Raw genomic sequence first — 25,488 nt, forward strand, 5'->3', positions numbered from 1 at the left:
ATAGCAGCATGCACCTGAAACACTCTGTCTTGACGCTTGGCGTCGTGGCGGCGCTGGCGACCACCGCCTGCACGACACCTATGCAAAGCCCGACCAGCAACATGGGGCCGCGCACCCAAAATGGCGCCGCCATTGGCGCGATCGCCGGGGGCCTCTTGGGCGCGACGCGCAAGGGCGATGGCAAACTGGGCAAAGCCGCCGTAGGCGCCGTGATCGGTGGCGTGGTTGGCGGCATGATCGGCCAACAGTTGGACAAACAGGCTGGCGATCTGCGTCAAGCCATCGGCAATGATCAGGTCAGCATCGTCAACACCGGCAACGAATTGATCGTGACAATGCCGCAAGACATCCTGTTTGCCACCGACAGCGCACAGGTCGGGTCCGCTTTGCAAGGCGACCTTGCCGCACTGGCCAACAACCTGTTGCAATACCCGGATTCGGTGGTCGAGGTTGTAGGCCACACCGATAACGTCGGAGACGCGGATTATAACCTGTCGCTGTCGCGCCGCCGTGCGGCTGCGGTCGCGTCGGTTCTGGTATCAAACCGCGTCCCAAGCTCGCGCGTGGTAACCATTGGTTACGGCGAAGATCGCCCGATCGCATCAAATCTGGATGCCGCCGGGCGCATGCAAAACCGCCGGGTCGAGATCATCATCCGCCCCATTCGCAACTGATGCGTATGGTACGAAATTAGGGAAAGAGCCGGGTCCTGCCCGGCTTTTTTCATTGAGGCACCCCGCGGGATGTGGTCATATTATATGACCAATTTGCGCGAGACCCGATATGCCCTTTCAGAAGATTTCCGCAGGCAAGCTTGCACAGTCCGTTGTCGAACAGATCGAGTTGTTGATCCTGCGCGGCATATTGCGACCGGGCGAACGCCTGCCCTCGGAACGTGACCTGTCAGAGCGCATGGGTGTTTCGCGCCCCTCACTTCGCGATGCCATTGCAGAGCTAGAGGCGAAAAAGCTCCTGTCACGACGGGCTGGGGCCGGCATCTATATCAGCGAGAGCCTGGACAGTTCGTTCCCGCCCGCACTGATCAGTCTTTTCTCGCGTCACGACGAAGCCGTGTATGACTATATCGCCTTTCGGCGCGATATGGAGGGGTTGGCGGCCGAACGGGCCGCAAAGTTCGGATCTGACACGGATCTGGCGGTGATTAACGAGCTTTTCCAAAAGATGGAAAAAGCGCCCGAGGGACAAGGCGCTGATTTGGACAGTGACTTTCACATGGCCATCATCGAAGCCAGCCACAATGTCGTAATGGTGCACATGATGCGCGCCCTTTACGACCTGCTGAAGCAAGGCGTGTTCTACAGCCGCAAGGTGGTCATCCAGATCACCAATACGCGGTCGGATTTGCTGGAACAGCACCGTGCCATCAACACAGCTTTGCAAGCCCGAGATCCAATCGCGGCGCGCAATGCCGTCGAATCGCACATGGATTTTGTAACGCAGGCCTATGGCGACCTGCGCCGATCTGCGCGCAACGAGGAAGTGGCGCGGCAGAGGCTGGACTATGAGATATCTCGCTAGCGGGCGTGCACGAAGCTTTCCCTCGCACCAAAGAAAAAACCCGACCAGTGGCCGGGTTCTTCTTAGTCAGTTTTTCAAACCAGCTTAGTGCAGCTTGGCTTCAACCGTCTTGATAGCATCGTCGATCAGCGAATTGCCGTCCGTCGCTGTCATCTGCTTGGCGATCACGTCGCGCGCCGCAGCAACAGCAACCTGAACGGCACTGTCGCGCACTTCTTTCACTGCAGCCGTTTGCGCAGATACGATCTGGTCCTCGGCCGCAGCCAAACGGCGCGCGATCGAGGCTTGCAGGTCTGCCTTGGCAGCAACCGCCGCATTGGCAGCTTCGTCTTTTGCGTGCGCAACGATACGCTCGGCCTGCTGGGCAACTTCCTTTTGCTTACGCTCATAAGTTGCCAAAATGGTCTGCGCTTCTTCACGCAAAGCGCGCGCTTCGTCGAGTTCGGACTTGATACCGACTGCGCGTTTGTCCAACTGCGCACCGAGCATCTTGTGAACGCCCATGTAGCCCAGGAAGGTCACGAACAGCAAAAACGCCAGCGTCACAACCATGTTGGTGTTGGACAGGTCTGTCCAACCTGCGTCACCGGCAGCAAATGCCGGTGCAGCGGCCATCACGGCAAGAGGGGTAAGAACGAGTTTCTTCATTTTCTTCACCCTTTCATCCGCGAAGTCACCGCAGCAGTGACGGACTTGGCGTCAGCCTTGTAACCCATGGACGCAAGGATTTCCTTGGCGGCATCCTTGGCAACGGTCTTTACGCTGTCGATCGCGCCGGCGCGGATTTCAGCAATCGCGGCTTCGCTTTCGGCAGCCTTGGCTGCGATTTCCGCGTCTGCCTTGGCAGCCGCGACATCAACGTCGGCCTGAATTTCAGCACGGGCTTCAGCGACAATCTTGTTCGCTTCGGCACGGGCGTCGGCCAGCGCTTTGTTGTAAGCTTCTTCAGCCTCGACAGCTTTCTGCTTCAGCTCTTCGGCGGCGGTCAGATCATTGGTGATCGTGCCCTGACGTTCGGACAGCACGGCCTCGATACGGGGCAGCGCGACCTTGGTCAGCACGAAATAGATCACGACCAGCGTGACCACGAGCCAGAAAATCTGGTTCCCGAAGGTCGAGAAATCCAGCTGCGGCATGCCTGCGGCTTCTGCGCCGCCATGTGCCGCATCCGCGGTCTGTTGCGTATTACTTGCCATGTCTTATCTCCCGGAACCGGATTACATCGGGCGGCGGATCAAACCCCCGCCCGCGCGTAAGGATGGTTCAGGTCTTAGACAGCAAACATCAGCAGAAGTGCGACCAGGAACGAGAAGATGCCCAGTGCTTCTGCAAATGCGATACCGATGAACAGGGTCGCGGTTTGTGCGGCAGCTGCCGACGGGTTGCGCAGGGCACCGGCCAGGAAGTTACCAGCAACGTGGCCCACACCGATAGCGGCGGCACCCGAACCGATAGCTGCCAGACCTGCACCGATGAATTGACCCATTTGAGCGATATTGCCTTCCATTGTGATTTCTCCTTACGTTGGAATGCTTGAATTAGATGGATGAGCGGGCTGCAACCGTCAGTGTGACGGATGCAGGGCGTCTTTCAGATACACGCAGGTCAGGATCGTAAACACGTAGGCCTGAATGAAGGCCACCAGAACCTCCAGCGCGTAGACGGCCGAGATGGCCAAGATTGGCAGGAAGCTGAACATGCCCAAGGCAGCAGCAAAGCCGGCGAAAACTTTGATCACAGCGTGGCCAGCCATCACGTTACCAGCCAAACGAATGGAGTGGCTGACGGGGCGCACGAAGTACGAGATCAATTCAATGATGGCCAGAACCGGGCGCAGCGCCAGCGGTGCCGCCGAAACCCAGAAGAGACCAAGGAACCCCATGCCGTTCTTCACGAAGCCCAGCACGGTCACGAAGACGAACACGATCAAGGCCAGCACAGCCGTGACGGCGATGTGGCTGGTGGGCGTGAAGCTTGTTGGGATCAGGCCTAGGAAGTTGGCGAACAGAATGAACATGAACAGCGTCATGATGCCGGGGAAATATTTGACGGCGTCTTTGCCGGCCACATCTTCGACCATCTTATAGACAAAGCCGTACGCCATTTCGGCAACCGACTGACCACGTGTCGGCACGATTGCGCGACCGCGAGACCCGACGACCAACAGAAGCACGATACCGATGATGGCCAAAACCATCCAAAGCGTTTGATTGGTCGGCGTGAAGGTGCCAAGCTCGGCGCCGCCAAACAACGGCTTGATCTCGAACTGGTCCATCGGGTGGATTGCCAGACCTGGATGCTCAGGCGCGAAGATCAGGCCCGAAATAAGGACCAGCGCCAGCACGACAAAGAAAGCGATCTTGATGATCGGGCCAGCGCCCTGTTTTTCGCTTTGGTCAGCCACGTCTCTATCCCTCTTCTTCTGCGGCGGTCTGCGCGTCTTGCGCTTCTTCCGCTTTCTTCTGCATCTGGGCCGCGGTCGACAGCATGACTTTCATGCCCGCAGCGAAGCCCAACATTATGAACAGCACCATGAAGATGGGTTTTGTGCCAAACAGCGCGTCCAACCCGTATCCGATGCCGAAGCCGATCAACAGACCGACCGTAAGCTCTATGACCATCTGCCAAGCGAAGGATGCCTGGTTATAGGCCGCATCACTGGTGTCGTCTTCTTTGACCTCTCCCTTCGCCTGTTTCAGGCGCATCTCGAGCTCTCTCAGGCGCTCGGGATCGGGTTTGTTGGACAAGGAAATGCCTCCGGTGACGGTTGCGCCTTTGCTAAGGCCAAGGCGACAGTGAGTCAACGGCGTTTAGCGCCAACAGCGCGACTTGCAACCATCTGTTCTAATTTGATTTTCCACAGCAAGCCGATTCACTCATCGTATCAACAACAGCCTTGGGCTACCTTTCGCACCCAAACCGTTCATTTAACCATTTGGTTGACGATTGGGACGCTCGGACCTAACCCATAGGCATGGATACCCGTCTTGACCTTGCCTTTGCTGCCCTGTCCGACCCGACACGACGTGCCATCCTGACCATGCTTCTGGAAGATGACATGGCCGTCACTGACGTGGCCGAACCGTTCGAGATGTCGCTGGCCGCCATATCGAAGCATCTGACGATCCTGTCGCGGGCCGGGTTGATCAGTCAGGAAAAGCGCGGGCGGGTCAAATGGTGCAAGCTAGAGCCCAACGCCCTGCGCGATGCCTCGGTCTGGATGCAGGGATTTGGCCAGTTTGAACCGGTAAACCTGGATGCGTTCGAACGGTTTCTTGAAGCCGAACTGGAAAGCTAGTGCGAATTAGGGAAGCGAAAAGCCCGGCTCTGTCGCAACCCAGTGCTCTGCAGCACGTTTGAGCTGAGCCAAGATGGCCTGCACCTTGGCCGTTCGGTGCAAATCGACATGTGTGACAAGCCAGAACCGAGAGGACCAGTCGGACCGCGCGGGCAACACTTCGATCAAACCGTCTTCGGCCCCGCGCGCAGAGAAGCCCAACCCCGCCCCCGCGATCAATGCTGCGTGCATGGCTGCATCATCCGAGGCCTGAAACCAAATGTTTTCAGCCGGGATATGTTGCGTCATCCATTGCATCACAGGCGCGCGCGATTTCAACTCCGAAAACCCGATGAAGCGATGGGTGTGCAGCGTGTCCTCGGTCGGCATGCCGTAACGGTCCACATAGCTTTGCGCCGCATAAAGGCCGAAAGACAGGTCCAGAAAGGGCTGGGCGACATTGTCAGGTTCCGTAGGGGCTTGGCCTGCCCGCAAAGCGACATGCGCTTCCCCATATTCAAGCTTGAAAACGCGCGCATCAGTCAACAGGCGCACTGCGATGCCGGGGTGGTCCACCTGAAAGGCAGCCAGCACTGGGGCAAGTCGCGCTGAAAAAGAAGGCAACGCGGTGATCACCAATGCCCCGGTTACATCATCACCCTGCCCGGTCAAACGCCCGGCCAGTTGCGAAAACTGTTCTTCGGTCGTTTGGGCAATTTGGGCAAGATCGGCCCCGGCTTCGGTCAGCGCATAACCGCGCGCGTGGCGCTGGAACAGCTTCACCCCCAAGCGCGCCTCAAGCGCGTCGATGTGGCGGATCACGGTCGCATGATGAATGCCTAAGGCCTCGGCTGCCCCGCTGACCGTGCCAGCGCGCGCAACGTGATAGGCGGTTCGAATTTCATCCCAGTGGTCCATGGCAGCTTTCTGTGCATTTTCAAACAGACACCGTTAGATTACGCAGATTGCGTTTGATTTTGCAATGTCGCATCTGTGGTTCAACGAACACAGGAGCACAAGACATGACACACATCCTTCGCATCGACAGTTCGGCCCGCACAGAAGGGTCGATTTCCCGCAGCCTCGCGGACACCGTTATCGCCCGCCACAAAGACGCAACCGTCACCACGCGTGATCTTGCGGACGGCATTCCGCATCTGGACGCCGCGTGGACCCGCGCCACGTTCACCCCCGCCGACGCGCGCAGCTCGCAAGACACCGCAGCCTTGGCCTTGTCGGACCAGATCGTGGCTGAAGTGCAGGCCGCCGACCTGATTGTTATTTCCGCCGCGACCTACAACTTCTCGATCCCTTCGTCGCTGAAGGCGTGGATCGACCATCTGGCGCGAGCAGGCGTGACCTTCCGCTATCGCGACGACGGCACGCCAGAGGGGCTTTTGACCGGCAAGAGCGTTATTTTCGTCAACGCATCCGGTGGAACGCCGGCAGGCGCGCCGCATGACTTTTCAACGCCCTATCTGAAATTTGTGTTAGGGTTCATGGGCATAACCGACGTCAAAGTGATCGCGGCCGCAGGGGCAGATGGCATCGCATCGGCAGAGCAGCAGATCGAAACATTGGCAGCCTAGGCCCACCACGCGACAAGAGCGCGCGGATGCGTGCGCTCTTTTCCCTTCTACGCTCACCGTGACCACGTTAGGTTGAGGCATACACTCTACCAAACGGACATTCATCTCACCCGATGCGCATCGCGACCAACACCAAAGACCAATTGATACTGGATCATGCGCCATGGCTGATTGGTGCGTTCCTGATCTTGATGGTGGTCGCTTTTCTGGCCATCGGCATCAGGCTTAGCGCGATAGGCCAGTGGATCGCCGCCTTGGCCTTTATTTGCGGGGCAGGATTGCCGGGCCTGACGCTATATCTGGTGGTTGCACGCGTGCAGGTGGTGTTTGATCGCAACTCGGGCGTGGTGGAGCTTCGGCGGCGCAGCTATCAGGGGTTTGAGACGCGCCAACTGCCGCTTGGACAAATCCAGCGCGCCGACTTGGAAACCAGCACCTTCAAGGATCGCGACCAGAAAGTCAGCAGAACCCACCGACCAGTGCTTGTGCTGGCGGATGGAACGACGCAGCCTTTGCTGCTTGCGTATTCGAATGCCAGCGATCAGAGCGAACTGGTTGATGCGGTGAACGATTGGCTAAGCCCACCCCCCGGCGCTAGCGGATCAGGATCGCGCGAAAGTCATTGACGTTGGTCCCGGTCGGGCCGGGAGAAAACAGATCCCCCAGCGCCTCGAACGCCCGCCACGCATCGTTGTTGGACAAGTGAGCCATCGGGTCCCGGCCAAGCGCACGCAACCGCGCGGCTGTCTGCCCGTCAACGAATGCCCCCGCATTCGCTTCGGACCCGTCGATCCCGTCCGTGTCAGCAGCCAAAGCGGCGAAACGGTCAAGCCCATCACAGGTCAATGCCAGAGACAGCAGAAACTCCGTGTTGCGCCCGCCCCGACCTTTGCCGCGCAATGTGACCGTGGTTTCCCCCCCTGAAAGCAGGACGCAAGGAGCCGCGAAGGGGCGGTTACGCACAACGACTTCGCGCGTTATCGCCCCGTGCATGCGGGCAATGTCGCGCGCCTCGCCTTCGATCGCGTCCGACAGGATGGTCGCCGGAATACCCAGCGCGTCGGCCCGCGCCGCTGCGGCCTCAAGGCTCAGCCGAGCTGACGCGATGACATGCACCTCATTGCCGGCAAAGATGGGAGCGTCCGGGCTTGGGGCTGAATGGGCGCGGATATGGGCAAGGATGGGATCCGGCAGGTTGATCCCCCAGGCTTCCGCCAAAGCCAGCGCATCGGTCTGCGATGTGGCATCCGGGACCGTGGGGCCAGAGGCGACCTGTGCGGGGTCATCCCCGGGCACATCGGACACAACAAGGCTGACCACTTTGGCGGGATACGCCGCTGCCGCCAGTCGCCCGCCTTTGATGCCAGACACATGTTTACGGATCGCATTCATAACCGAAATCGGCGCCCCGGAGGCCAGCAGCGTCTGATTGAGCGCCTGTTCGTCTGCCAGCGTCAGCCCGACAGGGGGCGCCGGTAGAAGCGCAGAGCCGCCGCCGCAAATCAGCGCCACAACCAGATCGTCCTCGGTCAGGCCCGACACCGCATTGAACATGGCTTGCGTCGCGGCCAGCCCCGCTTCGTCAGGCACCGGGTGAGATGCTTCGATCACCTTTATGTGCCGGCAGGGTGCACCAAATCCGTATCGCGTGACGACAGCACCTTCCAGCGGACCATCCCACAGCTGCTCAAACGCCGCAGCCATCTGCGCGGCCCCTTTGCCCGCGCCGACCACCACCGTTTTGCCGGCCGCTCTGCGCGGTAAATGAGCGGCAAGCGCGGCCTTGGGATCAGCCGCAACAATCGCCGCTTCAAACAACTGGGTCAGCAATTCGGTGTCGGATTTGTTCATCATGTCCGCGAGCATAGGACGCCCCCGATCAGGCGCAAGCCCCGACAAACGCGGTGCTGCACACAGTCAAGCCATGCGCGATCAGGTCAAAACAAGTTGGGGAAGGCCCGAGCCAGTTTATGGTGCGGTCGGTGGGACTCGAACCCACACGAGTGTTACCTCACAGCGACCTCAACGCTGCGCGTCTACCAATTCCGCCACGACCGCAAGTCTGGGCTAGGTGACGCGCTTCATAGCGAAGGGGTTTGGGGATGTGAAGTCCAAAATCACGCGGTCCAGTCATTTCCGATCGCTTTTTGACAAAGCCGTCATAGGGTGCCAATGAACGCCTATGAAAGCCTTGCCTGATATGCCCCCCGTCACGTGGGAAACCGCTGACACGCTTGTCGAATACGAAACCGCGGTAGCGCGGATGGAGGCCCATGTCGACGCGATGGCGCGTGGCGAGGCGGGCGAAATGGTGTGGCTTCTGGAACACCCCCCGCTTTACACGGCGGGCACGTCCGCCAACCCCAAGGATCTGGTCGCACCCGACCGCTTCCCGGTCCACACCTCGAAACGCGGTGGTCAGTATACCTATCACGGCCCCGGCCAGCGCGTCGCCTATGTGATGTTGGATGTCGGCGCAAGGGGCCGGGATGTGCGCGCCTTCGTGTCCGCGCTGGAGGATTGGGTTATTCGCACCCTTTCGGACTTCAACGTCAAAGGAGAGAAGCGTGATGGACGTGTCGGTGTTTGGGTCGTGCGCGACGACAAACCCCTGACCGCCACAGGACACCCAACCGAGGACAAAATCGCCGCAATCGGTGTGCGCCTCAGAAAATGGGTCAGCTTTCACGGTATTTCGATCAACGTCGAACCGGATCTGGATCACTTTTCAGGAATTGTGCCCTGCGGCATCACAGAATTCGGCGTGACAAGCCTTGTGGACCTAGGACTTCCGGTTACAATGGCCGATGTTGACACCGCGTTAAGACGCAATTTCGATCAAGTTTTCGGGCTATCCACCTGAAGCGAGCGAGAAATTGCGCGGTAAAGGGATGCGACAGGTCGCCCCCTTACAATCCGTGCGGATTTATCGCAGTGTCCGCGCGTCCACGACGCATCTATGCGTTCAAAGCTCTAGCATGAGGAATAACATGAAGACGATTCTCTCTTCCGCCGCCATGATGATTGCCCTGTCGGGAACCGCGTTCGCTGAAGGCGACGCCGCTGCCGGTGAAAAAGACTTCAAAAAATGCAAGGCGTGTCACGCGATTATCTCGCCCGAGGGTGAAGCCCTCTTCAAAGGCGGGAAAACCGGCCCCAACCTTTATGGGATCGTCGGCCGCGCTGCTGCATCCGTCGAAGATTTCAAATACGGCGATTCGATTTTGGCCCTTGGTGAAAGCGGCCTTGTCTGGAACGAAGAGCTTTTGGCCGAATACATCAAGGATCCGAAAGGGTTCTTGAAAGAGCAAACCGGCGATTCAGCTGCCAAGTCGAAGATGACCTTCAAATGGGGCAAGCCTGACGACATCGTGGCCTTCCTTGCCACCTTCTCGGCCGAGATGCCGGCTGATGACGCGGCCGCGGAAGAAGCGCCCGCCGAAGGCGAAGCTGCCGAAAGCGATTCGACCGCAACAAACTGATCTGCCAAACCTTTCAGGTCGCAAATCGAAGCAATTCAGGCGTCCTGCCCCGGAAAAACCGGGGCAGGACGCATTTTTTTGTGCTCCGTAGCGATTGCGACATTGCCCGACCCCACCCAGCATATTAAACACGTTAAAAAGCCGGGTGGCATTCTGAGCCGCCCCGGCCAGTTTAACCCCAAAGGGAGGGATACATGGCGGACGCAGCCATTCACGACCATGACCACCACGACGAGCGCGGGTTCTTTACCCGGTGGTTTATGTCGACCAACCACAAAGACATCGGGATCCTCTACCTGTTTCTGGCCGGTCTGACGGGATTCATTTCCGTCTGTTTCACCGTCTACATGCGGCTTGAGCTGATGGACCCCGGCGTCCAGTACATGTGCCTCGAGGGCGCGCGCTTCATCGCTGATGCGTCGGCAGAATGCACACCCAACGGCCACCTCTGGAACGTGATGATCACCTATCACGGTGTCCTGATGATGTTCTTCGTGGTCATCCCGGCCCTGTTTGGCGGATTTGGTAACTATTTCATGCCGCTGCAAATTGGTGCACCGGACATGTCCTTCCCTCGGATGAACAACCTATCCTTCTGGCTTTACGCCACGGGTGTGGCGCTTGGCGTGGCTTCGTTGCTGGCGCCTGGTGGCAATGACCAGCTTGGGTCGGGCGTTGGTTGGGTTCTGTATCCGCCGCTGTCCACGACCGAAGGCGGCTATTCCATGGACCTTGCGATCTTCGCGGTCCACGTATCGGGTGCCTCTTCGATCCTTGGCGCGATCAACATCATCACCACCTTCCTGAACATGCGTGCCCCCGGCATGACGCTGTTCAAGGTGCCGCTGTTTGCGTGGTCCATCTTTGTGACGGCTTGGCTGATCCTGCTGTCGCTGCCGGTTCTGGCAGGCGCGATCACCATGCTGCTGATCGACCGTAACTTCGGCGGAACGTTCTTTGATCCGTCAGGCGGCGGCGACCCGGTTCTGTATCAGCACATCCTGTGGTTCTTCGGCCACCCGGAAGTGTATATCGTGATCCTGCCCGGCTTCGGCCTGATCAGCCACGTGATCGGCACCTTCGCCCGCAAACCTATCTTCGGCTACCTGCCGATGGTCTGGGCGCTGATCGCCATCGGCTTCATCGGCTTCGTCGTGTGGGCACACCACATGTATACCGTCGGCATGTCGCTGACCCAGCAGTCCTATTTCATGCTGGCGACGATGGTCATTGCGGTCCCAACAGGCGTCAAGATCTTCTCGTGGATCGCGACGCTTTGGGGTGGCTCGATCGAGTTCAAAACGCCGATGCTGTTTGCCTTTGGCTTCCTGTTCCTGTTCACCGTTGGTGGTGTCACTGGCGTTGTGCTGTCGCAGGCTGGTGTGGACCGCGTCTATCACGACACCTACTATGTCGTGGCGCACTTCCACTATGTCATGTCGATCGGCGCGGTGATGTGTATCTTCGCAGGCATCTATTACTGGATCGGCAAGATGTCCGGTCGTCAGTACCCAGAGCTTGCAGGCAAGATCCACTTCTGGACCTTCTTCATCGGCGTGAACCTGACCTTCTTCCCGCAGCACTTCCTGGGCCGCCAAGGCATGCCCCGTCGCTACATCGACTATCCGGAAGCGTTCGCCTACTGGAACAAGATCAGCTCCTACGGTGCGTTCCTGTCCTTCGCGTCATTCGTGTTCTTCATCGGCATCGTGTTCTACACGCTGATGAAAGGCAAACGCGTGACCGAAAACAACTACTGGAACGAATACGCGGATACGCTGGAATGGACCCTGCCCAGTCCGCCGCCAGAGCATACCTTTGAAATCCTGCCCAAGCAGGAAGACTGGGACAAAGGTCATTCGCACTAAGCGGATCAGACCTGACAAACAAAGAAGGCCCGGGCAATCGTCCGGGCCTTTTGCATGAAGGGGTGGTGAGGCAAGCCCCCTGCCTAATGGGTGATCGGTGATAGCCTACTCCGACGGCAGTTCCAGTTGGAACCGCGCCTGGGCCCACCCTTCAACGCTGGTGCGGGCGCGCAGCCAAAGGGTCTGCACCCCATCCGGCACCGCAACCCCGGACAAGCTGCGGGTAAAGGGCTGTTCATCCACATGCGGGTGATGCAGCACGCGGGTGCCTAGAATATCGCCCGCGTCGGTTTCCACCCGCCAGCCATCGGCATAGTCCTCCCACCCGACCTCTGCATGAGACAGCGTTACCGAAACGCTCCATCCTGTGCCTGATTTGGTCGCGGTTGCGCCTTCGATCACCGCCTCATGCGCGAAAGCAGGTGAGGTCGCACAAAGAAGCCCAAGCCAGATGTATCGCATCACGCACTCCACGAATTGAATGGCATCAGTGTGCCGCGTGCGCCCGCGTTTCGCCAATCACGTCTCAGCGAGCCTGCGCGTGTCCAACCTACGCGCCACGCGGCGAAACTTTGCACTTGCCTCGCAACGCCAGTCCGGTTTTTTTAGGTCGTCCCTTTCCCGATGGAAGCGCGCCCGATGCCTTACGAATGGATGCCCACAGATACCCCCGGCGCGCCTAAAGCCGAATTGCACCTGTGGCCCTTCCGATCCCTGCCGCGCCGCGGCTTTGTCTGGATCATGGGAATGGGGTTTGCGATGATGCTTGTTCCACTGCTTGCGTTTGTCGGGTCGGTCACGCTGTGGTGGTTGCTGCCGTTTGCCTTGGGCGCCCTAGGGGCTTTGTGGTTCTTCATTGAGAAAAGCTATAAGGACGGCGAAATTCTGGAGGAACTGGTTATCCGGCAAGACCAGATGACCCTGACCCGGCACGGCCCCCGCGGCGCTTTTCACGAATGGACCGCCAACCCGTATTGGGTGACAGTCGAAATGCACAGATCAAAAGGCCCTGTGCCCAACTACGTCACGCTGAAAGGCAATGGACGAGAGGTGGAGATAGGCGCATTCCTGTCGGAAAAGGAACGCCCAAAGCTGTATCAGGAGCTAACCGAGACGCTGTTGCGGGTGAAATCGCACCAATAGCCACGCGCAGAACACGATTGGTGGCAGGTGGTGGGGAACAAGAACGCCCGCTATCCAATCAACCCAGTTTGTCTTTCACCAAGGGGCCGACTTTTCCGAAATCCATCTGACCGGTGTATTTCGCTTTCAGAATGCCCATCACCTTGCCCATATCACGAATGCTATCTGCACCCACTTCGGCAATGGCTTCGGTGACGGCGGCTTCGGCCTGGGTTTTTGACAGCTGCTTGGGCAGAAACTCTTCGATCACCTCGACTTCGGACAGTTCTTTTTCTGCCAGTTCCAAGCGTCCGCCTTCTTCATAAGCGCGTGCGCTTTCCTGACGTTGCTTCACCATTTTTCCGAGAATGGCCAAAACATCGGCGTCTGTCACCTCGACGTCTTCGCCCGTTCCGCGCATCGCGATGTCTCGATCCTTGATCGCGGCATTGATCAGCCTCAGCGTGGAAAGGCGCGCGGCTTCCTTGTTCTTCATGGCGGTTTTCAGGGCGTCATTTACCCGGCTTCGCATGTCCATCGGTCTGTTCGTTCCCTTAACCTAGATGAACCTAGGAATTTAACGAAAAGGCAGGGGGCATACAACTGCGTAGAAACAAATCTAAGTCATTGAAAAATCAGCATATGTCAAAATAGGTCGTTTTACCACGCCCCCTTGACCCTAGGGGCCGGCACCACTAGTTTCGCGACAATTTGACGATCGGGAGTCGCCTAATGTCCGCTGCCACCGCCTCACACACCGGCAAACCCACCGCCTGCCTTGCATTGGCAGATGGCACCATCTTTTATGGTCAAGGTTTCGGGGCCACAGGAACAACCACCGCCGAGCTGTGTTTCAACACCGCCATGACGGGGTATCAGGAAATCATGACCGACCCGTCCTATGCCGGGCAGGTCGTCACCTTCACCTTCCCGCACATCGGCAATGTTGGCGTAAACGCGGAAGATGACGAAACCAGCGCGCCAGTGGCCGCTGGGATGGTGGTCAAATGGGATCCGACCGAGCCGTCAAACTGGCGGTCAACAGGACATCTGGTGACATGGCTGTCCCAGCAGGGCCGCATTGGCATGGGCGGTGTCGATACCCGCCGCCTGACCCGCGCCATTCGCCATCAGGGCGCACCTCATGTTGCGATTGCGCATGATCCGGAAGGCAATTTCGACATTGAGGCGTTGATCGCCCAAGCGCGGGCCTTTTCCGGACTTGAGGGTCTGGACCTTGCCAAAGACGTAACTTGCGACAAGAGCTATCGCTGGGACGAGATGCGTTGGGCGTGGCCCGACGGCTATCCCAAGCAAACCAGCCCGCGCCACAAGGTTGTGGCACTGGACTATGGCGCAAAACGCAACATTCTGCGCTGCTTGGCTTCGGCCGGTTGCGACGTGACGGTGTTGCCCGCGACCGCCACTGCGCAAGAGGTGCTGTCGCATGCCCCAGACGGCATTTTTCTGTCCAATGGTCCGGGCGACCCTGCGGCGACCGGCCAGTATGCAGTGCCGATGATCAAAGAGATCCTCGACACCACCGACCTACCAATCTTCGGGATTTGCCTAGGCCACCAGATGCTGGCGCTGGCGTTGGGCGCACGCACCATCAAGATGAACCACGGCCACCACGGCGCAAACCACCCGGTGAAGGACAACGAAACCGGCAAGGTCGAAATCACGTCGATGAACCACGGTTTTGCGGTCGATGCAGCCAGCCTTCCGGACGGTGTGATCGAAACGCATGTGTCGCTTTTCGACGGGTCGAACTGTGGTATTCGCATGGACGATCGGGCTGTTTTTTCGGTGCAGTATCACCCGGAAGCCAGCCCCGGCCCGATGGACAGCTACTATCTGTTTGAACGCTTCTCGGACGCAATGGCGGCGCGTGGCTAAATAGCCATAAAATTTGCGTAAAATACTGCTGGCGGCTGTTTGGTTAACCAGCCGTTAACGTATCGTGCCTCATGCTCGGTCGGTCTGACTGATCAAAGAGCCCTTCGTATGTCCGCACCCTACCTGCGACTCCTCCATTCAAGCCCGAAAGGCACTGCGCGCGCGGCCCATGCGCCGCAAGTCGGACAGACCTCTGCGCTTCCAAAGACGGTCGCACAACCCGCGACACGGCGCCCGGGGCGCAAGCCGCTTGGTCAGCTGTTGGTCGAAATGGGCGCGCTTTCCCCCGAACACCTTGCGATGGCCGTGTCCTTGTCCGTGCGCGAAGATGCTCGGTTTGGTGACATCTTGCTGACCAATGGGTGGGTGCGCAAAGCCGACCTTTATGCCGCGCTGGCCTTGCAGTTCAATTGTCAGATTGCGGACTTGCGCACTGAACCGCCAGATGTGCGCCTGATCGACCGGCTGGGGGCGACCTTTTGCATCCGCAATGGGGTGGTCCCGTGGAAACAGGTCGGCGGGGCCACCATCATTATTTGTGCGCGCCCCGACGACTTCTCGCGTCTGGCAAAGGATTTTCCATCCGATTGGGGGCGCTGCTTTCTGGCCGTCGCCTCTGAGGACGACATACAGACCACGCTGGTATCGCTGCGGCACAGATCATTGGCGATGCGCGCCGAAACCCGTGTCAGCGACGCGGAAAGCTGCAGGGGTTGGCGCCGCGGATCAGTCGCGCGTTACGCTGCTGCGCTGCTTCTTAGTTTGATGGCGTTGTTCGTCGTGTCGACATTTGCGGGCTTCGTCGCGCTGACGGTCTGGGCGGTTTTGACCCTGGTGCTCAATTCCACCCTGAAAGCCGTTGCCGCCGTGCACTTCTGGCGCAAGCAAAAGACGGCGCACGTTGATTTCACCTCGGCTCGCGGCGCGCATGGGTTTTTGAAACTTCCCACCGTGTCCATTCTGGTCCCGCTTTACAAAGAGCGAGAGATCGCCGGGCGCTTGGTAAAACGGTTGGAAAAGCTTTCCTATCCGCGCGAGCTTTTGGACATCTGCCTTGTGGTCGAAGAAGACGACGTGTTGACCCAGAACACTCTGGCAAACGCGGACCTGCCGCGCTGGATGCGTCAGATCATCGTGCCACGCGGAGGGGTCAAGACCAAACCGCGCGCGATGAACTTCGCAATGGATTTCTGCCGCGGCTCGATCATCGGCGTCTATGACGCAGAAGACGCCCCAGCCCCGGACCAAATCCATAAGATCGTGCGCCGCTTTTCCGAACGCGGCCCCGACGTGGCCTGCTTGCAGGGCAAGCTCGATTTCTACAACGCGCGCAGCAACTGGTTAAGTCGTTGTTTTACCGTCGAATATGCCACTTGGTGGGGGATCGTTTTGCCGGGTGTCGCACGGGCGGGCTTTGCCATTCCGCTGGGCGGCACAACGTTGTTCTTCCGACGCGACGCGCTCGAGAAGTTGGGACGTTGGGACGCTCACAACGTGACCGAAGATGCAGACCTTGGCATCCGCCTCGCCCGCCATGGCTATCGCACCGAACTGGTCGATACGGTGACAGAAGAAGAAGCCAATTGCCGTGTCTGGCCCTGGATCAAACAGCGGTCACGCTGGATCAAGGGCTATGCCATGACCTATGGCGTGCATATGCGCCAGCCGCGCCAATTGTTGCGGGATCTGGGATGGTGGAAGTTCACCGGCTTTCAGATTCTGTTTCTGGGCAGCCTCTCGCAATTCCTGCTCGCGCCTATCCTGTGGACCTTTTGGGCGTTCCCGCTGGGCCTGCCCCACCCGCTGCGAGGGGTCGTTCCCAACGAATTGCTGATCGTGCTGGGCACGGTATTCATGGCAACTGAATTGCTGACCATCACGGTCGGCATTCAAGCGGTCAGTAACGCAAAACATCGCTGGCTCAGGTTCTGGGTGCCGACGCTCCATTTCTATTACCCACTGGCGTCATTGGCGGCGATGAAGGGATTTGTCGAGATTGTGACCAAGCCGTTTTACTGGGACAAGACCCAGCATGGGGAATTTGACGAAGCGCCGCAGGTGCCGGTCATTCACCCGCCATCGAATCCAGCTTGATCCGCGTCTCAAACGCTTTTGAGATATGCGCCTTGAGCGCGTCGTGGGCAGCGACCTTATCGCGCGCCTCGATCGCGGCAACGATGGCATCATGTTCAGCGATGGCTTTTTCGCTGCGTCCTTCAGCGGCCAGCGACGTCGTGGCAAGCAGCGCCATGGTCCTATGAACCAGATCAAGCTGCTGCACCAGATAGCGATTGTGCGATGCAAGGTGCAATTGCTTGTGAAAGCGGCGGTTTGAACGCGACAAAGCGGCGGGGTCCGACAGGCGGGTGCGGTCCTCTTCCACCATCTCGCGCAGGACCCGGATTTCCTCGGGCGCGGCGTGTTGAGCGGCAAGCGATGCTGCAAGCCCTTCCAGTTCGGCGCGCACGACATAAAGCTCTGCCAGTTGGTTGTGACTGAGCGATGCGACGATCAGACTACGTCCATCGCGCGCCAAAAGAGACTGCGTCTCAAGCCGCTGCAGGGCTTCACGGATAGGGGTGCGCGACACTCCGAAACGGTCAGCCAGTTCGCTTTCTACCAACCTGTCTCCGGGCTTGTAGGTGCCCATGTCTATCGCGTCCAGGATCAGCTCGTAGGCGTCCTTTTGTCCCTGTTTGACCTCTGCCACCGTTCCCTCGTCCTTTGTTGGCTTTTTGATCCGCTATCCTAAGCACGCAAGCGCTTGCAAGGCAAACCGGAAGCCCGTGCCTTGGTGTCGCACAACGGCGGCAGATGCATTTCCACACTTTCTTCCCACCGCCAAGAAGAGTAGCGTCGCGCCATGGTTGCCGATCGCTTTTCCCATGTCAGCGCCTGGGTCTTTGACCTGGACAACACGCTTTACCCGCCACATGCGCGCCTGTTCGATCAGATCGAAATTCGCATGACCAACTGGGTCATGCAGGCGCTTGGCGTTGACCGCCACCAAGCGGATCGCTTGCGCCTGCATTACTGGAAGACCTACGGCACGACACTTGCGGGATTGATGCGTGAACATGGGGTCGACCCCGGCCCCTATCTAACCGATGTTCATGACATCTCGATGGACCATCTGGAGGTTGACGCGGCGCTGGCTGACCACATCCGGTCCTTGCCCGGTCGCAAGATCGTCTACACCAACGGCTCGGCGCCTTATGCTGAACGCGTTTTGGCCGCGCGCGGCCTGTCCGGGCTGTTTGACGCGGTCTATGGCGTCGAACACGCCGATTTCCATCCCAAACCCGATCGGGCGGCTTTCGACAAGGTTTTTGCGCGCGATGGTCTGACACCGCAATTGGCCGCCATGTTCGAAGACGATCCGCGTAATCTGTCGGTGCCACATGCGCTTGGCATGCGCACCGTGCATGTCGCGCCGGACCCTGACCCGGCCGCACATATCCATCACCACACCGCTGACCTGACTGACTTTCTACGCCAGCTTGTTGACGCCGCCTGCCCTGATACGGAAGAATGACCCATGACGGACTACACCGCTGACATTTTCATCTCGGGTGGCGGCATCGCAGGTCAGGTGACCGCGGCCGCCTTCGCCGAGGCCGGGTTCACGGTCGTGATGGCAGACCCATTTGTCCCGGTCACCTGCGCAACAGATGACGCATCCGATCTGCGGTCGACTGCTTTTCTAAGGCCCGCACGGCAGCTTTTTGACCGGATTGGACTGTGGCCGCTTCTGGCCCCTCATGCCAAACCGCTCGACCAGCTTGCGGTGATTGACACGACCGGCTGGCCCCCCGAAATTCGCGACCGCCGCGTGTTCCAGTCCGACGACATGGGCGACGAACCCTTCGGCTGGAACTTGATGAATTGGGTGGTCCGACGCGAGATCTGGAGCTACCTCCAACAGCAAGACCGGATCGAAGCGCTTTACGGTGCGGGCTTTCGCAGCATCGTGCAGCGCACCAGCGAAATTTTCGTGACACTGACCAATGGTGACCGCGTTCGCGCGCGCATGGGGATCGCCGCTGATGGCAAATTCTCGCCGCTGCGCGAGGCTGCAGGGATCACCGTTTCCACCACCCGATATGGTCAGAAGTCTCTGGCCTTCACGGTGACCCATGACCTGCCACACGACAATATCTCGACCGAGATTTACAACGCTGGTGGCCCATTCACCATTGTCCCCCTGCCCGATATCGACGGCATGAACGCTTCGGCCATTGTTTGGATGAACGAAGGGCCGCGCGCGGTTGAACTGATGCAGATGGACATTGCAGCGTTCGAGGACGCGATGTTTACCCGCTCGACCGGGCTGTTGGGGCGCATGCACCTGAAAGGTAATCGGTCGATTTGGCCGATCATCACCCAGACCGCGGATGCGCTAGTCGCGGGTCGTATCGCCGTTGTCGCCGAGGCCGCCCACGCGCTGCCTCCGATCGGCGCGCAGGGGCTGAACACCTCGCTGAACGACGTCATCGCCCTGCTTGAAATCGCAGAACGCTCAGGCCAAGCCCTTGGCGACCCGGCCATGATGCGCGCCTATGAGCAGGCGCGCGCAAGCGACATCTCACGCAGGGCGCGCGTGATTGACCTGTTCAACCGGGTCACCCGGTCCAGCGATGGCGTTATGCAAGCCGTGCGTCTGATCGGTCTGAAAACAGTGCATGACGTATCACCGATGCGGCGCAAGGTGATGCGGGCAGGGTTGGGTCCAAACTGACACGACCCTGCGACATGCTGACGCTATGCCGGGATGTCGCATTCCGCCCAGCCTGCTCTTGACGATAAAGCGCCTTACGCTGCGAATAGGAGAAACGCGACATGGCAAGTGAACAGACCCCCGAAATGAAAGCTGCGGAAGCCCGCGGTGAACGCAACGCCTTCATCATCTTTGGCGTGATCATTGCCGCCCTGTTGGGTGGTTTTCTAACCTTGGGCGTGTTGGGCGTCGGGCTTGTAGCGCTGGCGACCGTCCCGGTGATCTATCTGCTTTTGGTGCTGATGGCCGGCGGCAAAGGCTGACCCAGCCTGTCAAAGACGGCGCGCAGGGTATCCCCGCGCGCCTTCTGATCAAAGCACTTTCGACAGAACGGCATCCAGACGCGCGACACTAGCGTCCACGTCATACAGCTTGTCGAGGCCGAACAGCCCCAGCCGGAAGCTGGAATAATCATCCCCTTCGTCGCACATCAGCGGCACACCGGCGGCGATTTGAACCCCTTCGGCGGCAAAGGGTTTGCCTGCTTTGATATCCGGGTCGGACGTATAGGCCACAACGACCCCTGGTGCCGTGAACCCATCCGCTGCGACGGATTTCACGCCTTTCGACGCCAGCAATTCGCGCACCCGGCGACCCTGTTCCCATTGCGCATCGCGAAGCTTGTCGAAGCCGTATTCGCGGGTCTCCAGCATCGTGTCGCGGAAGGCGCGCAGGGCATCCGTGGGCATCGTCGCGTGGTAGGCATGGCCTCCGCCCTCATACGCCTCCATGATGGATAGCCATTTGCCCAGGTCCACCGCGAACGAGGTCGAAGTCGCCTGTTTCGCCAGATCGCGGGCGGTTTCGTTCATCATCACCAGCCCGGCAGAGGGCTGCGCCGACCACCCCTTTTGCGGGGCCGAGATCAGCACATCGACGCCGGTCGCCTTCATATCGACCCACGCACAGCCGGATGCGATGCAATCCAGCACGAAGATACCGCCTACTGCATGCACGGCGTCCGCGACGGCTTTCAGATAATCATCCGGCAGGATCATACCGCTTGCAGTTTCCACATGCGGGGCGAAGACCACGTCGGGGCGTTCGTCCTTGATACGCGCGACAACCTCGTCAATCGGGGCGGGGGCGAAGGGGGCATCAGGCGCATTGCCGACGCGGCGGGCCTTCATCACAGTTTCGTCGGACGGGATCGCGCCCATCTCGAAAATCTGACTCCATCGGAAGGAAAAGAAGCCGTTGCGGATAACCATCGCACGCTTGCCGGTGGCGAACTGGCGCGCGACGGCTTCCATCGCGTAGGTGCCGCCACCGGGGACGACGGCCACGGCATCGGCGTTGTATACCTCTTTCAAGATGGACGAGATGTCGTTCATCACGCCCTGAAATGCCGCCGACATATGATTCAGCGACCGGTCGGTGAACACCACCGAAAATTCCAGCATTCCATCCGGGTCAATATCAGGCAAAAGGGCTTTCATGGCAGGCTCCGTTCAATGGTTCCACGTTGGACGCAGCGTGGCCCAAATCGGTCCGGTTTGGAAGGTGTCAAATCGGACCCATCCGACGTTCTTCGGACAAAAGCACATTGGCCTCGACATCCCCCACACCGGGCAGAGTCATGATCCGGCGTCTGAGCACCCGTTCGAAATCGGCAATGTCGCGGGCCACGACACGCAGGCGATAATCATACATGCCCAGCACATGTTCGACGGTCTGCACTTCGGGAATGGCGGACACCGCGCGTTCGAAATCCTCAAGACTGACGCGGCCCTTGGTGGCCAGTTTCACGCCCAGAAAAACCGCCACTCCAAAGCCCAAAGCCTCGCGGTCCAGATCCAGCCGTCGCCCGGCAAGGACCCCGTGATCGGTCAACCGCTTGATCCGGCGCCATGTCGCGGGTTGGCTAAGCCCAACATCACGCCCCAACGCACCTGCCGATTGCGTGGCGTCCTCAGACAAAGCCCGCAAAAGGGCGCGATCGATGTCATCAAGGTCGATCATAGCGGCAAAGCCTCGTCTGATTTGATCCGGGCCACGTGCATCAGGGCTTCGATATCGGCGATATGTGGCAAGGCAAGCAACTGGTCGCGATAGATCGCCTGATAATCCGCCATGTCGCGCGCGATCACCGACAGGCGCACATCGACGCGACCCAGAAAGGTCTGGATCTCGATGACTTCGCGGATGTCGCGCGCGGCCTCGATGAACTCGTCAAATGCCCGCGCCTGTGTTTTGTCCAGCGTGATGCGCAGGCTGACCTCAACCGTGTAGCCCAAGGCGCGCCAGTTGATGACGGCGCGTGGGCCGCGCAGGATGTTCTGGTCGCGCAATCGTTCAATCCGACGCGTCAGGCGCGCTGGGGACATACCGGTAAGGCTTGCCAGGTCTGGCACGGCCATCATCGGATCGGCCTGCATCTGTCTAAGAATGCGTCTATCGGTGTCATCAAGCATGATTTTCTCACTATCATCCATCTGCGCGAATTGAAATGATCAATATCGGTGTGAAATTCATGCTATCCGATCTCGTCACCATGGACAGCTCCCCTATGATGCCCGGCAGAACGAAACTCATGCAAGGAGCGCCCGATATGCGCGTCTATTACGATCGCGATTGCGACATCAACCTGATCAAAGACAAAAAAGTAGCCATTCTGGGCTATGGCAGCCAAGGCCACGCGCACGCGCTCAACCTGCGCGACTCCGGCGCCAAGAACCTCGTGGTTGCCCTGCGTGAAGGCTCTGCCTCGGCCAAAAAAGCCGCCGCTGAAGGCCTTGAAGTCATGGGCATCGCCGAAGCAGCCGCTTGGTGCGACCTGATCATGTTCACCATGCCCGACGAACTTCAGGCCGAGACCTATAAGAAATACGTTCACGACAACATCAAGCCGGGTGCGGCAATTGCATTTGCCCACGGCCTGAACGTGCATTTCGGTTTGATCGAGCCGAAAGAAGGCATCGACGTCATCATGATGGCCCCCAAAGGCCCCGGTCATACCGTGCGCGGCGAATACCAAAAAGGCGGCGGCGTGCCCTGCCTTGTGGCTGTGAACACGGACGCCACCGGCAAAGCGCTGGAAATCGGCCTGTCCTATTGCTCGGCCATCGGTGGCGGGCGTTCGGGCATCATCGAAACCAACTTCCGCGAAGAATGCGAAACTGACCTGTTTGGCGAACAAGCCGTTCTGTGCGGCGGTATCGTTGAACTGATCCGTTGCGGTTTCGAGACTCTCGTCGAAGCTGGTTACGCGCCCGAAATGGCGTATTTTGAGTGTCTGCACGAAACCAAGCTGATCGTGGACCTGATCTATGAAGGCGGCATCGCGAACATGGATTACTCGATCTCGAACACCGCAGAATACGGCCAGTATGTCACCGGCCCACGCATTCTGCCGTATGAAGCCACCAAGAAGGCCATGAAAGAAAGCCTTGCCGACATCCAAAGCGGCAAGTTTGTGCGCGACTTCATGTTGGAAAACGCTGTTGGTCAACCGACCATCAAGGCCTCGCGTCGTGCCAATGACGAGCATGAGATCGAGGTTGTCGGCAAGAAGCTGCGCGACATGATGCCTTGGATCTCGGCCGGCAAGATGGTCGACAAAGAAAAGAACTGATCTTTGATCAACAGGCGCGGTGGGTTGCAATCCTATTGCGCATAAGATCAGGTGGGGCGTCGATTTACGGCGCCCCTTCTTTTTTCGCTGCACGAGCGTTGACATGACTGACCAACCAACCCGCCGTGACTGGGGCGGCGTGATATCTCTTGGCCTGATTTGGGGCGCGACCTTCATGGTCGTGTCCATCGCACTTGAGGGTTATGGCCCTCTAACCGTCGCTGCCGCTCGCACGGCATTGGGGGCGGCGGCATTGTTGGTGGCAATGATGGCAACTGGGCGCAGCATTCCGCGGTTTGACCGCGCGCTTTGGTCGTCGGTCATTTGGATCGGCGTTCTGTCCACCGCCTTGCCCTTCACGTTGCTTAGTTGGGGCCAGCAATATGTTCCGTCCGCGTTCGCTGGGCTGTCGATGGCGGCGTTGCCTTTGATGGTGCTGCCGCTGGCGCATTTCTTCTCTGACGAAAAGCTGAATGGGCGCAAGTTCTTAGGGGTTCTGATTGGCTTCACCGGCGCGCTGGTGTTGATCGGGCCGGGGCTTGTAGCGCTTGGTCAGGGCAAAGAGCCACTGGCGCAGCTTGCCTGCCTTGCCGCCTCGTTCAGCTATGCGGTCTCATCCGTGCAAACCCGCCGTTGCCCGCCAATTGATCCTTTGACCCTTGCCGCTCTGACCCTTGCGGTGGGCGCAGTCATCTTGTTGCCTGCCATGCTGGTGGTCGAAGGGATTCCCCGCTGGGAGGGCGCGCGATCCGGCTTTGCCATCATCGCGCTGGGGCTAGTGCCAACCGCCTTGGCGGCGCTGCTGCGTGTGGCGACGATCCGGTCGGCGGGCTCGGTCTTTTTGACGCTGGTGAATTACCAGGTGCCGGTCTGGTCGATGGTCTTCGGCGCATGGGTTCTGAGCGAAGCCCTGCCTTTGCGGTTCTTCTTCGCGCTCGCATTGATCCTGACCGGGCTGGCCATCAGCCAGTGGGTAAGCTTGCGCAAGTTGCTTCCGCGGAAATCTGCACGCGCCTAGCGCGCGGCCGCTTCAACCTCTGCAACAATACCGTCGACGACCTGCGTCAGCAGCACATCATCTTCGCTTTCCGCCATCACGCGGATCAGGGGTTCTGTGCCAGATTTTCGAATCAACAGACGACCCTGCCCATCGAGTTTGCGTTCTGCGTCGGCAATCGCGGCCTTGACGTTGTCATCCTCCAACGGAGCTTGCCCTTCGCCATAGCGTACGTTCTTCAACAGCTGTGGCACGGTGTCGAACACCTTGCACAACTCTGACGCTGGTTTGCCGGTTTCAACCATGCAGGCCAGAAATTGCAAGCCAGCCAACAACCCATCGCCGGTCGTGGCATAATCGGTCATCACGATATGGCCTGATTGCTCTCCTCCCAGATTGAAGCCGCCGCCTCGCATGGCCTCGACCACGTGGCGATCGCCAACCTTGGTGCGCACAAGGTCCAACCCCTTGGCGGCCATGTGTCGTTCCAGTCCGAGGTTTGACATCACCGTGGCAACCAGAGCGCCACCCTTCAGGCGACCTTCATCCGCCCAATGGCTGGCAAACAGCGCCATGATCTGATCCCCGTCGGCCACCTGACCCTTTTCGTCAATGACCATGATCCGATCCGCATCACCGTCAAGGCAGATGCCCAAATCCGCCCCGGTTTCAACCACAGTTCTTGCGGCAAGGGCGGTGTCGGTGGACCCGCACCCTTTGTTGATATTGGTGCCATCAGGGCTGACCCCAACCGGCACGATATCGGCCCCCAGTTCCCACAGTGTTTCTGGCGCAGTGCGATAGGCCGCCCCGTTGGCACAATCGATCACCACTTTGATGCCCGTAAGCCGTCGGTTTTCCGGGAATGTGGTTTTCAGGTATTCGGTATAGCGCATCCGCCCTTCGTCGATCCGTTTCGCGCGCCCGATATTGTGGGCCTGAACGGGTGTCACACCGTCATGGACCAAGCGTTCAATCTCAGCTTCGGCTTCATCTGAAAGCTTGAACCCGTCGGGGCCGAAAAACTTGATGCCATTGTCATGGAACGGGTTGTGAGAGGCCGAGATCATGATCCCCAAATCCGCCCGCATCGAATGCGTCAGTCGCCCCACCGCAGGGGTCGGAACCGGTCCCAGCAACAGCACGTTCATACCTGTCGAGGTCAATCCCGCCGTCAGGGCATTTTCCAGCATATAGCCAGACAGGCGCGTGTCCTTGCCGATCACCACGCGGTGCCCGTTCGATCCATCGCGGCGAAAGTGTCGGCCCGCTGCCGCACCCAGTTTCAGTGCCATCTCGGCTGTCATCGGCCACTTGTTGGCCAAACCGCGCACGCCATCTGTTCCGAAGAGTTTCTTTACCAC

30 protein-coding genes and 1 tRNA gene are annotated in these 25,488 nt (G+C 59.1%); 16 read left to right on the forward strand and 15 right to left on the reverse strand.

Annotation, left to right across the window (positions count from 1 at the left end; genetic code table 11):
• Positions 1-8 precede the first annotated feature (8 nt).
• Complete coding sequence (locus ACXYMP_RS10370; RefSeq protein WP_458906115.1) at positions 9-674, forward strand: OmpA family protein; 666 nt, start codon at positions 9-11, stop codon at positions 672-674.
• A 109-nt stretch (positions 675-783) separates the two neighbouring features.
• Positions 784-1,539 (forward strand): FadR/GntR family transcriptional regulator, encoded by a 756-nt coding sequence (locus tag ACXYMP_RS10375; RefSeq protein WP_458906117.1) that lies wholly within the window; start codon positions 784-786, stop codon positions 1,537-1,539.
• 84 nt (positions 1,540-1,623) lie between these two features.
• Here ACXYMP_RS10375 and ACXYMP_RS10380 read toward each other — a convergent pair whose 3' ends face one another.
• The 5 genes from ACXYMP_RS10380 to ACXYMP_RS10400 all read right to left on the reverse strand — a co-directional run bounded on the left by ACXYMP_RS10380 (position 1,624) and on the right by ACXYMP_RS10400 (position 4,286).
• Positions 1,624-2,196, reverse strand: a complete 573-nt coding sequence (locus ACXYMP_RS10380) for a F0F1 ATP synthase subunit B (protein WP_298564914.1) — start codon at positions 2,194-2,196, stop codon at positions 1,624-1,626.
• Positions 2,193-2,735 (reverse strand): F0F1 ATP synthase subunit B', encoded by a 543-nt coding sequence (locus ACXYMP_RS10385; RefSeq protein WP_298564912.1) that lies wholly within the window; start codon positions 2,733-2,735, stop codon positions 2,193-2,195. Before ACXYMP_RS10385 ends, ACXYMP_RS10380 begins: the two co-directional genes overlap by 4 nt.
• A 74-nt stretch (positions 2,736-2,809) precedes the next feature.
• On the reverse strand, positions 2,810-3,046 hold the full coding sequence (locus tag ACXYMP_RS10390) for a F0F1 ATP synthase subunit C (protein WP_055188564.1): 237 nt from the start codon (positions 3,044-3,046) through the stop codon (positions 2,810-2,812).
• Between the two features lie 57 nt (positions 3,047-3,103).
• Complete coding sequence (locus ACXYMP_RS10395; protein WP_298566128.1) at positions 3,104-3,907, reverse strand: F0F1 ATP synthase subunit A; 804 nt, start codon at positions 3,905-3,907, stop codon at positions 3,104-3,106.
• A 40-nt stretch (positions 3,908-3,947) separates the two neighbouring features.
• Complete coding sequence (locus tag ACXYMP_RS10400) at positions 3,948-4,286, reverse strand: AtpZ/AtpI family protein (RefSeq protein ID WP_298564910.1); 339 nt, start codon at positions 4,284-4,286, stop codon at positions 3,948-3,950.
• 227 nt (positions 4,287-4,513) lie between these two features.
• Between ACXYMP_RS10400 and ACXYMP_RS10405 the strand changes: the two genes are divergently transcribed.
• The gene (locus tag ACXYMP_RS10405; protein ID WP_298564908.1) at positions 4,514-4,837 is read left to right on the forward strand and encodes an ArsR/SmtB family transcription factor; all 324 of its coding nucleotides are present in this window, start codon (positions 4,514-4,516) and stop codon (positions 4,835-4,837) included.
• Positions 4,838-4,843: 6 nt separating this feature from the next.
• On the opposite strand, the gene ACXYMP_RS10410 is transcribed toward ACXYMP_RS10405, so the two are convergent.
• The gene (locus ACXYMP_RS10410; RefSeq protein WP_298564906.1) at positions 4,844-5,734 is read right to left on the reverse strand and encodes a LysR family transcriptional regulator; all 891 of its coding nucleotides are present in this window, start codon (positions 5,732-5,734) and stop codon (positions 4,844-4,846) included.
• A 104-nt stretch (positions 5,735-5,838) separates the two neighbouring features.
• On the opposite strand from ACXYMP_RS10410, the gene ACXYMP_RS10415 reads away from it, so the two are divergent.
• Together ACXYMP_RS10415 and ACXYMP_RS10420 are read left to right on the forward strand one after the other, a co-directional pair.
• Entirely contained in the window at positions 5,839-6,405 is a 567-nt protein-coding gene (locus ACXYMP_RS10415; protein ID WP_298564904.1) for an FMN-dependent NADH-azoreductase, read from the forward strand.
• 113 nt (positions 6,406-6,518) lie between these two features.
• A complete protein-coding gene (locus tag ACXYMP_RS10420; protein ID WP_298564902.1) occupies positions 6,519-7,031 on the forward strand; it encodes a hypothetical protein in 513 nt (170 codons plus the stop codon).
• Here the strand turns inward: ACXYMP_RS10420 and ACXYMP_RS10425 are convergent.
• Together ACXYMP_RS10425 and ACXYMP_RS10430 are read right to left on the reverse strand one after the other, a co-directional pair.
• The gene (locus tag ACXYMP_RS10425; RefSeq protein WP_458906514.1) at positions 7,000-8,256 is read right to left on the reverse strand and encodes a glycerate kinase type-2 family protein; all 1,257 of its coding nucleotides are present in this window, start codon (positions 8,254-8,256) and stop codon (positions 7,000-7,002) included. The two genes, ACXYMP_RS10420 and ACXYMP_RS10425, sit on opposite strands and share 32 nt — an antisense overlap.
• A 120-nt stretch (positions 8,257-8,376) precedes the next feature.
• Positions 8,377-8,463: transfer RNA gene (locus tag ACXYMP_RS10430), tRNA-Leu, on the reverse strand.
• Between the two features lie 124 nt (positions 8,464-8,587).
• Here ACXYMP_RS10430 and lipB point away from each other — a divergent pair.
• The 3 genes from lipB (at position 8,588) to ACXYMP_RS10445 (ending at position 11,755) form a co-directional block, all read left to right on the forward strand.
• Positions 8,588-9,268: a lipoyl(octanoyl) transferase LipB gene (gene lipB / locus ACXYMP_RS10435; protein ID WP_298564898.1), complete on the forward strand. Its 681-nt coding sequence runs from the start codon at positions 8,588-8,590 to the stop codon at positions 9,266-9,268.
• A gap of 127 nt (positions 9,269-9,395) precedes the next feature.
• Entirely contained in the window at positions 9,396-9,887 is a 492-nt protein-coding gene (locus ACXYMP_RS10440) for a c-type cytochrome (protein WP_298564896.1), read from the forward strand.
• 194 nt (positions 9,888-10,081) lie between these two features.
• Positions 10,082-11,755: a cytochrome c oxidase subunit I gene (locus ACXYMP_RS10445; protein WP_298564895.1), complete on the forward strand. Its 1,674-nt coding sequence runs from the start codon at positions 10,082-10,084 to the stop codon at positions 11,753-11,755.
• 105 nt (positions 11,756-11,860) lie between these two features.
• Here ACXYMP_RS10445 and ACXYMP_RS10450 read toward each other — a convergent pair whose 3' ends face one another.
• On the reverse strand, positions 11,861-12,217 hold the full coding sequence (locus ACXYMP_RS10450; protein WP_298564892.1) for a hypothetical protein: 357 nt from the start codon (positions 12,215-12,217) through the stop codon (positions 11,861-11,863).
• Between the two features lie 177 nt (positions 12,218-12,394).
• Here ACXYMP_RS10450 and ACXYMP_RS10455 point away from each other — a divergent pair, with 177 nt between their 5' ends.
• Positions 12,395-12,898: a DUF2244 domain-containing protein gene (locus ACXYMP_RS10455; protein ID WP_458906124.1), complete on the forward strand. Its 504-nt coding sequence runs from the start codon at positions 12,395-12,397 to the stop codon at positions 12,896-12,898.
• Between the two features lie 58 nt (positions 12,899-12,956).
• Here the strand turns inward: ACXYMP_RS10455 and ACXYMP_RS10460 are convergent, their stop codons facing one another.
• Positions 12,957-13,415 (reverse strand): GatB/YqeY domain-containing protein, encoded by a 459-nt coding sequence (locus ACXYMP_RS10460; protein WP_458906126.1) that lies wholly within the window; start codon positions 13,413-13,415, stop codon positions 12,957-12,959.
• 194 nt (positions 13,416-13,609) lie between these two features.
• Between ACXYMP_RS10460 and carA the strand changes: the two genes are divergently transcribed.
• Together carA and ACXYMP_RS10470 are read left to right on the forward strand one after the other, a co-directional pair.
• On the forward strand, positions 13,610-14,776 hold the full coding sequence (gene carA / locus ACXYMP_RS10465) for a glutamine-hydrolyzing carbamoyl-phosphate synthase small subunit (protein ID WP_458906128.1): 1,167 nt from the start codon (positions 13,610-13,612) through the stop codon (positions 14,774-14,776).
• 108 nt (positions 14,777-14,884) lie between these two features.
• Positions 14,885-16,870 carry a glycosyltransferase family 2 protein gene (locus ACXYMP_RS10470; protein WP_458906130.1) on the forward strand — a complete coding sequence of 662 codons (1,986 nt, stop codon included), beginning with the start codon at positions 14,885-14,887 and terminating at the stop codon, positions 16,868-16,870.
• Here the strand turns inward: ACXYMP_RS10470 and ACXYMP_RS10475 are convergent.
• Positions 16,842-17,486 carry a GntR family transcriptional regulator gene (locus ACXYMP_RS10475; RefSeq protein ID WP_298564879.1) on the reverse strand — a complete coding sequence of 215 codons (645 nt, stop codon included), beginning with the start codon at positions 17,484-17,486 and terminating at the stop codon, positions 16,842-16,844. The genes ACXYMP_RS10470 and ACXYMP_RS10475 overlap by 29 nt on opposite strands.
• A gap of 153 nt (positions 17,487-17,639) precedes the next feature.
• Here ACXYMP_RS10475 and ACXYMP_RS10480 point away from each other — a divergent pair, with 153 nt between their 5' ends.
• The 3 genes from ACXYMP_RS10480 to ACXYMP_RS10490 all read left to right on the forward strand — a co-directional run bounded on the left by ACXYMP_RS10480 (position 17,640) and on the right by ACXYMP_RS10490 (position 19,816).
• Entirely contained in the window at positions 17,640-18,311 is a 672-nt protein-coding gene (locus ACXYMP_RS10480; protein ID WP_458906132.1) for a pyrimidine 5'-nucleotidase, read from the forward strand.
• A 3-nt stretch (positions 18,312-18,314) separates the two neighbouring features.
• On the forward strand, positions 18,315-19,514 hold the full coding sequence (locus tag ACXYMP_RS10485; protein WP_458906134.1) for an FAD-dependent monooxygenase: 1,200 nt from the start codon (positions 18,315-18,317) through the stop codon (positions 19,512-19,514).
• A 101-nt stretch (positions 19,515-19,615) separates the two neighbouring features.
• Entirely contained in the window at positions 19,616-19,816 is a 201-nt protein-coding gene (locus ACXYMP_RS10490; protein WP_298564872.1) for a hypothetical protein, read from the forward strand.
• Positions 19,817-19,864: 48 nt separating this feature from the next.
• Here the strand turns inward: ACXYMP_RS10490 and ACXYMP_RS10495 are convergent, their stop codons facing one another.
• From ACXYMP_RS10495 to ACXYMP_RS10505, 3 genes are all read right to left on the reverse strand, one after another.
• On the reverse strand, positions 19,865-20,992 hold the full coding sequence (locus ACXYMP_RS10495; protein ID WP_458906137.1) for an aminotransferase class V-fold PLP-dependent enzyme: 1,128 nt from the start codon (positions 20,990-20,992) through the stop codon (positions 19,865-19,867).
• Between the two features lie 67 nt (positions 20,993-21,059).
• Positions 21,060-21,515 (reverse strand): Lrp/AsnC family transcriptional regulator, encoded by a 456-nt coding sequence (locus ACXYMP_RS10500; RefSeq protein WP_458906139.1) that lies wholly within the window; start codon positions 21,513-21,515, stop codon positions 21,060-21,062.
• Positions 21,512-21,967, reverse strand: coding sequence for an Lrp/AsnC family transcriptional regulator (locus tag ACXYMP_RS10505; RefSeq protein ID WP_298564865.1), 456 nt, complete (start codon positions 21,965-21,967; stop codon positions 21,512-21,514). The genes ACXYMP_RS10500 and ACXYMP_RS10505 overlap by 4 nt, the downstream gene beginning before the upstream one ends.
• Positions 21,968-22,104: 137 nt before the next feature.
• Between ACXYMP_RS10505 and ilvC the strand changes: the two genes are divergently transcribed.
• Both ilvC and ACXYMP_RS10515 read left to right on the forward strand, forming a co-directional pair.
• Positions 22,105-23,127: a ketol-acid reductoisomerase gene (gene ilvC, locus ACXYMP_RS10510; protein WP_458906141.1), complete on the forward strand. Its 1,023-nt coding sequence runs from the start codon at positions 22,105-22,107 to the stop codon at positions 23,125-23,127.
• Between the two features lie 103 nt (positions 23,128-23,230).
• The gene (locus tag ACXYMP_RS10515) at positions 23,231-24,145 is read left to right on the forward strand and encodes a DMT family transporter (protein WP_458906143.1); all 915 of its coding nucleotides are present in this window, start codon (positions 23,231-23,233) and stop codon (positions 24,143-24,145) included.
• Here ACXYMP_RS10515 and glmM read toward each other — a convergent pair.
• Positions 24,142-25,488 carry a phosphoglucosamine mutase gene (gene glmM / locus ACXYMP_RS10520; protein WP_298564857.1) on the reverse strand — a complete coding sequence of 449 codons (1,347 nt, stop codon included), beginning with the start codon at positions 25,486-25,488 and terminating at the stop codon, positions 24,142-24,144. The two genes, ACXYMP_RS10515 and glmM, sit on opposite strands and share 4 nt — an antisense overlap.

It is taken from the genome of Aliiroseovarius sp. CAU 1755 (genome assembly GCF_054482655.1).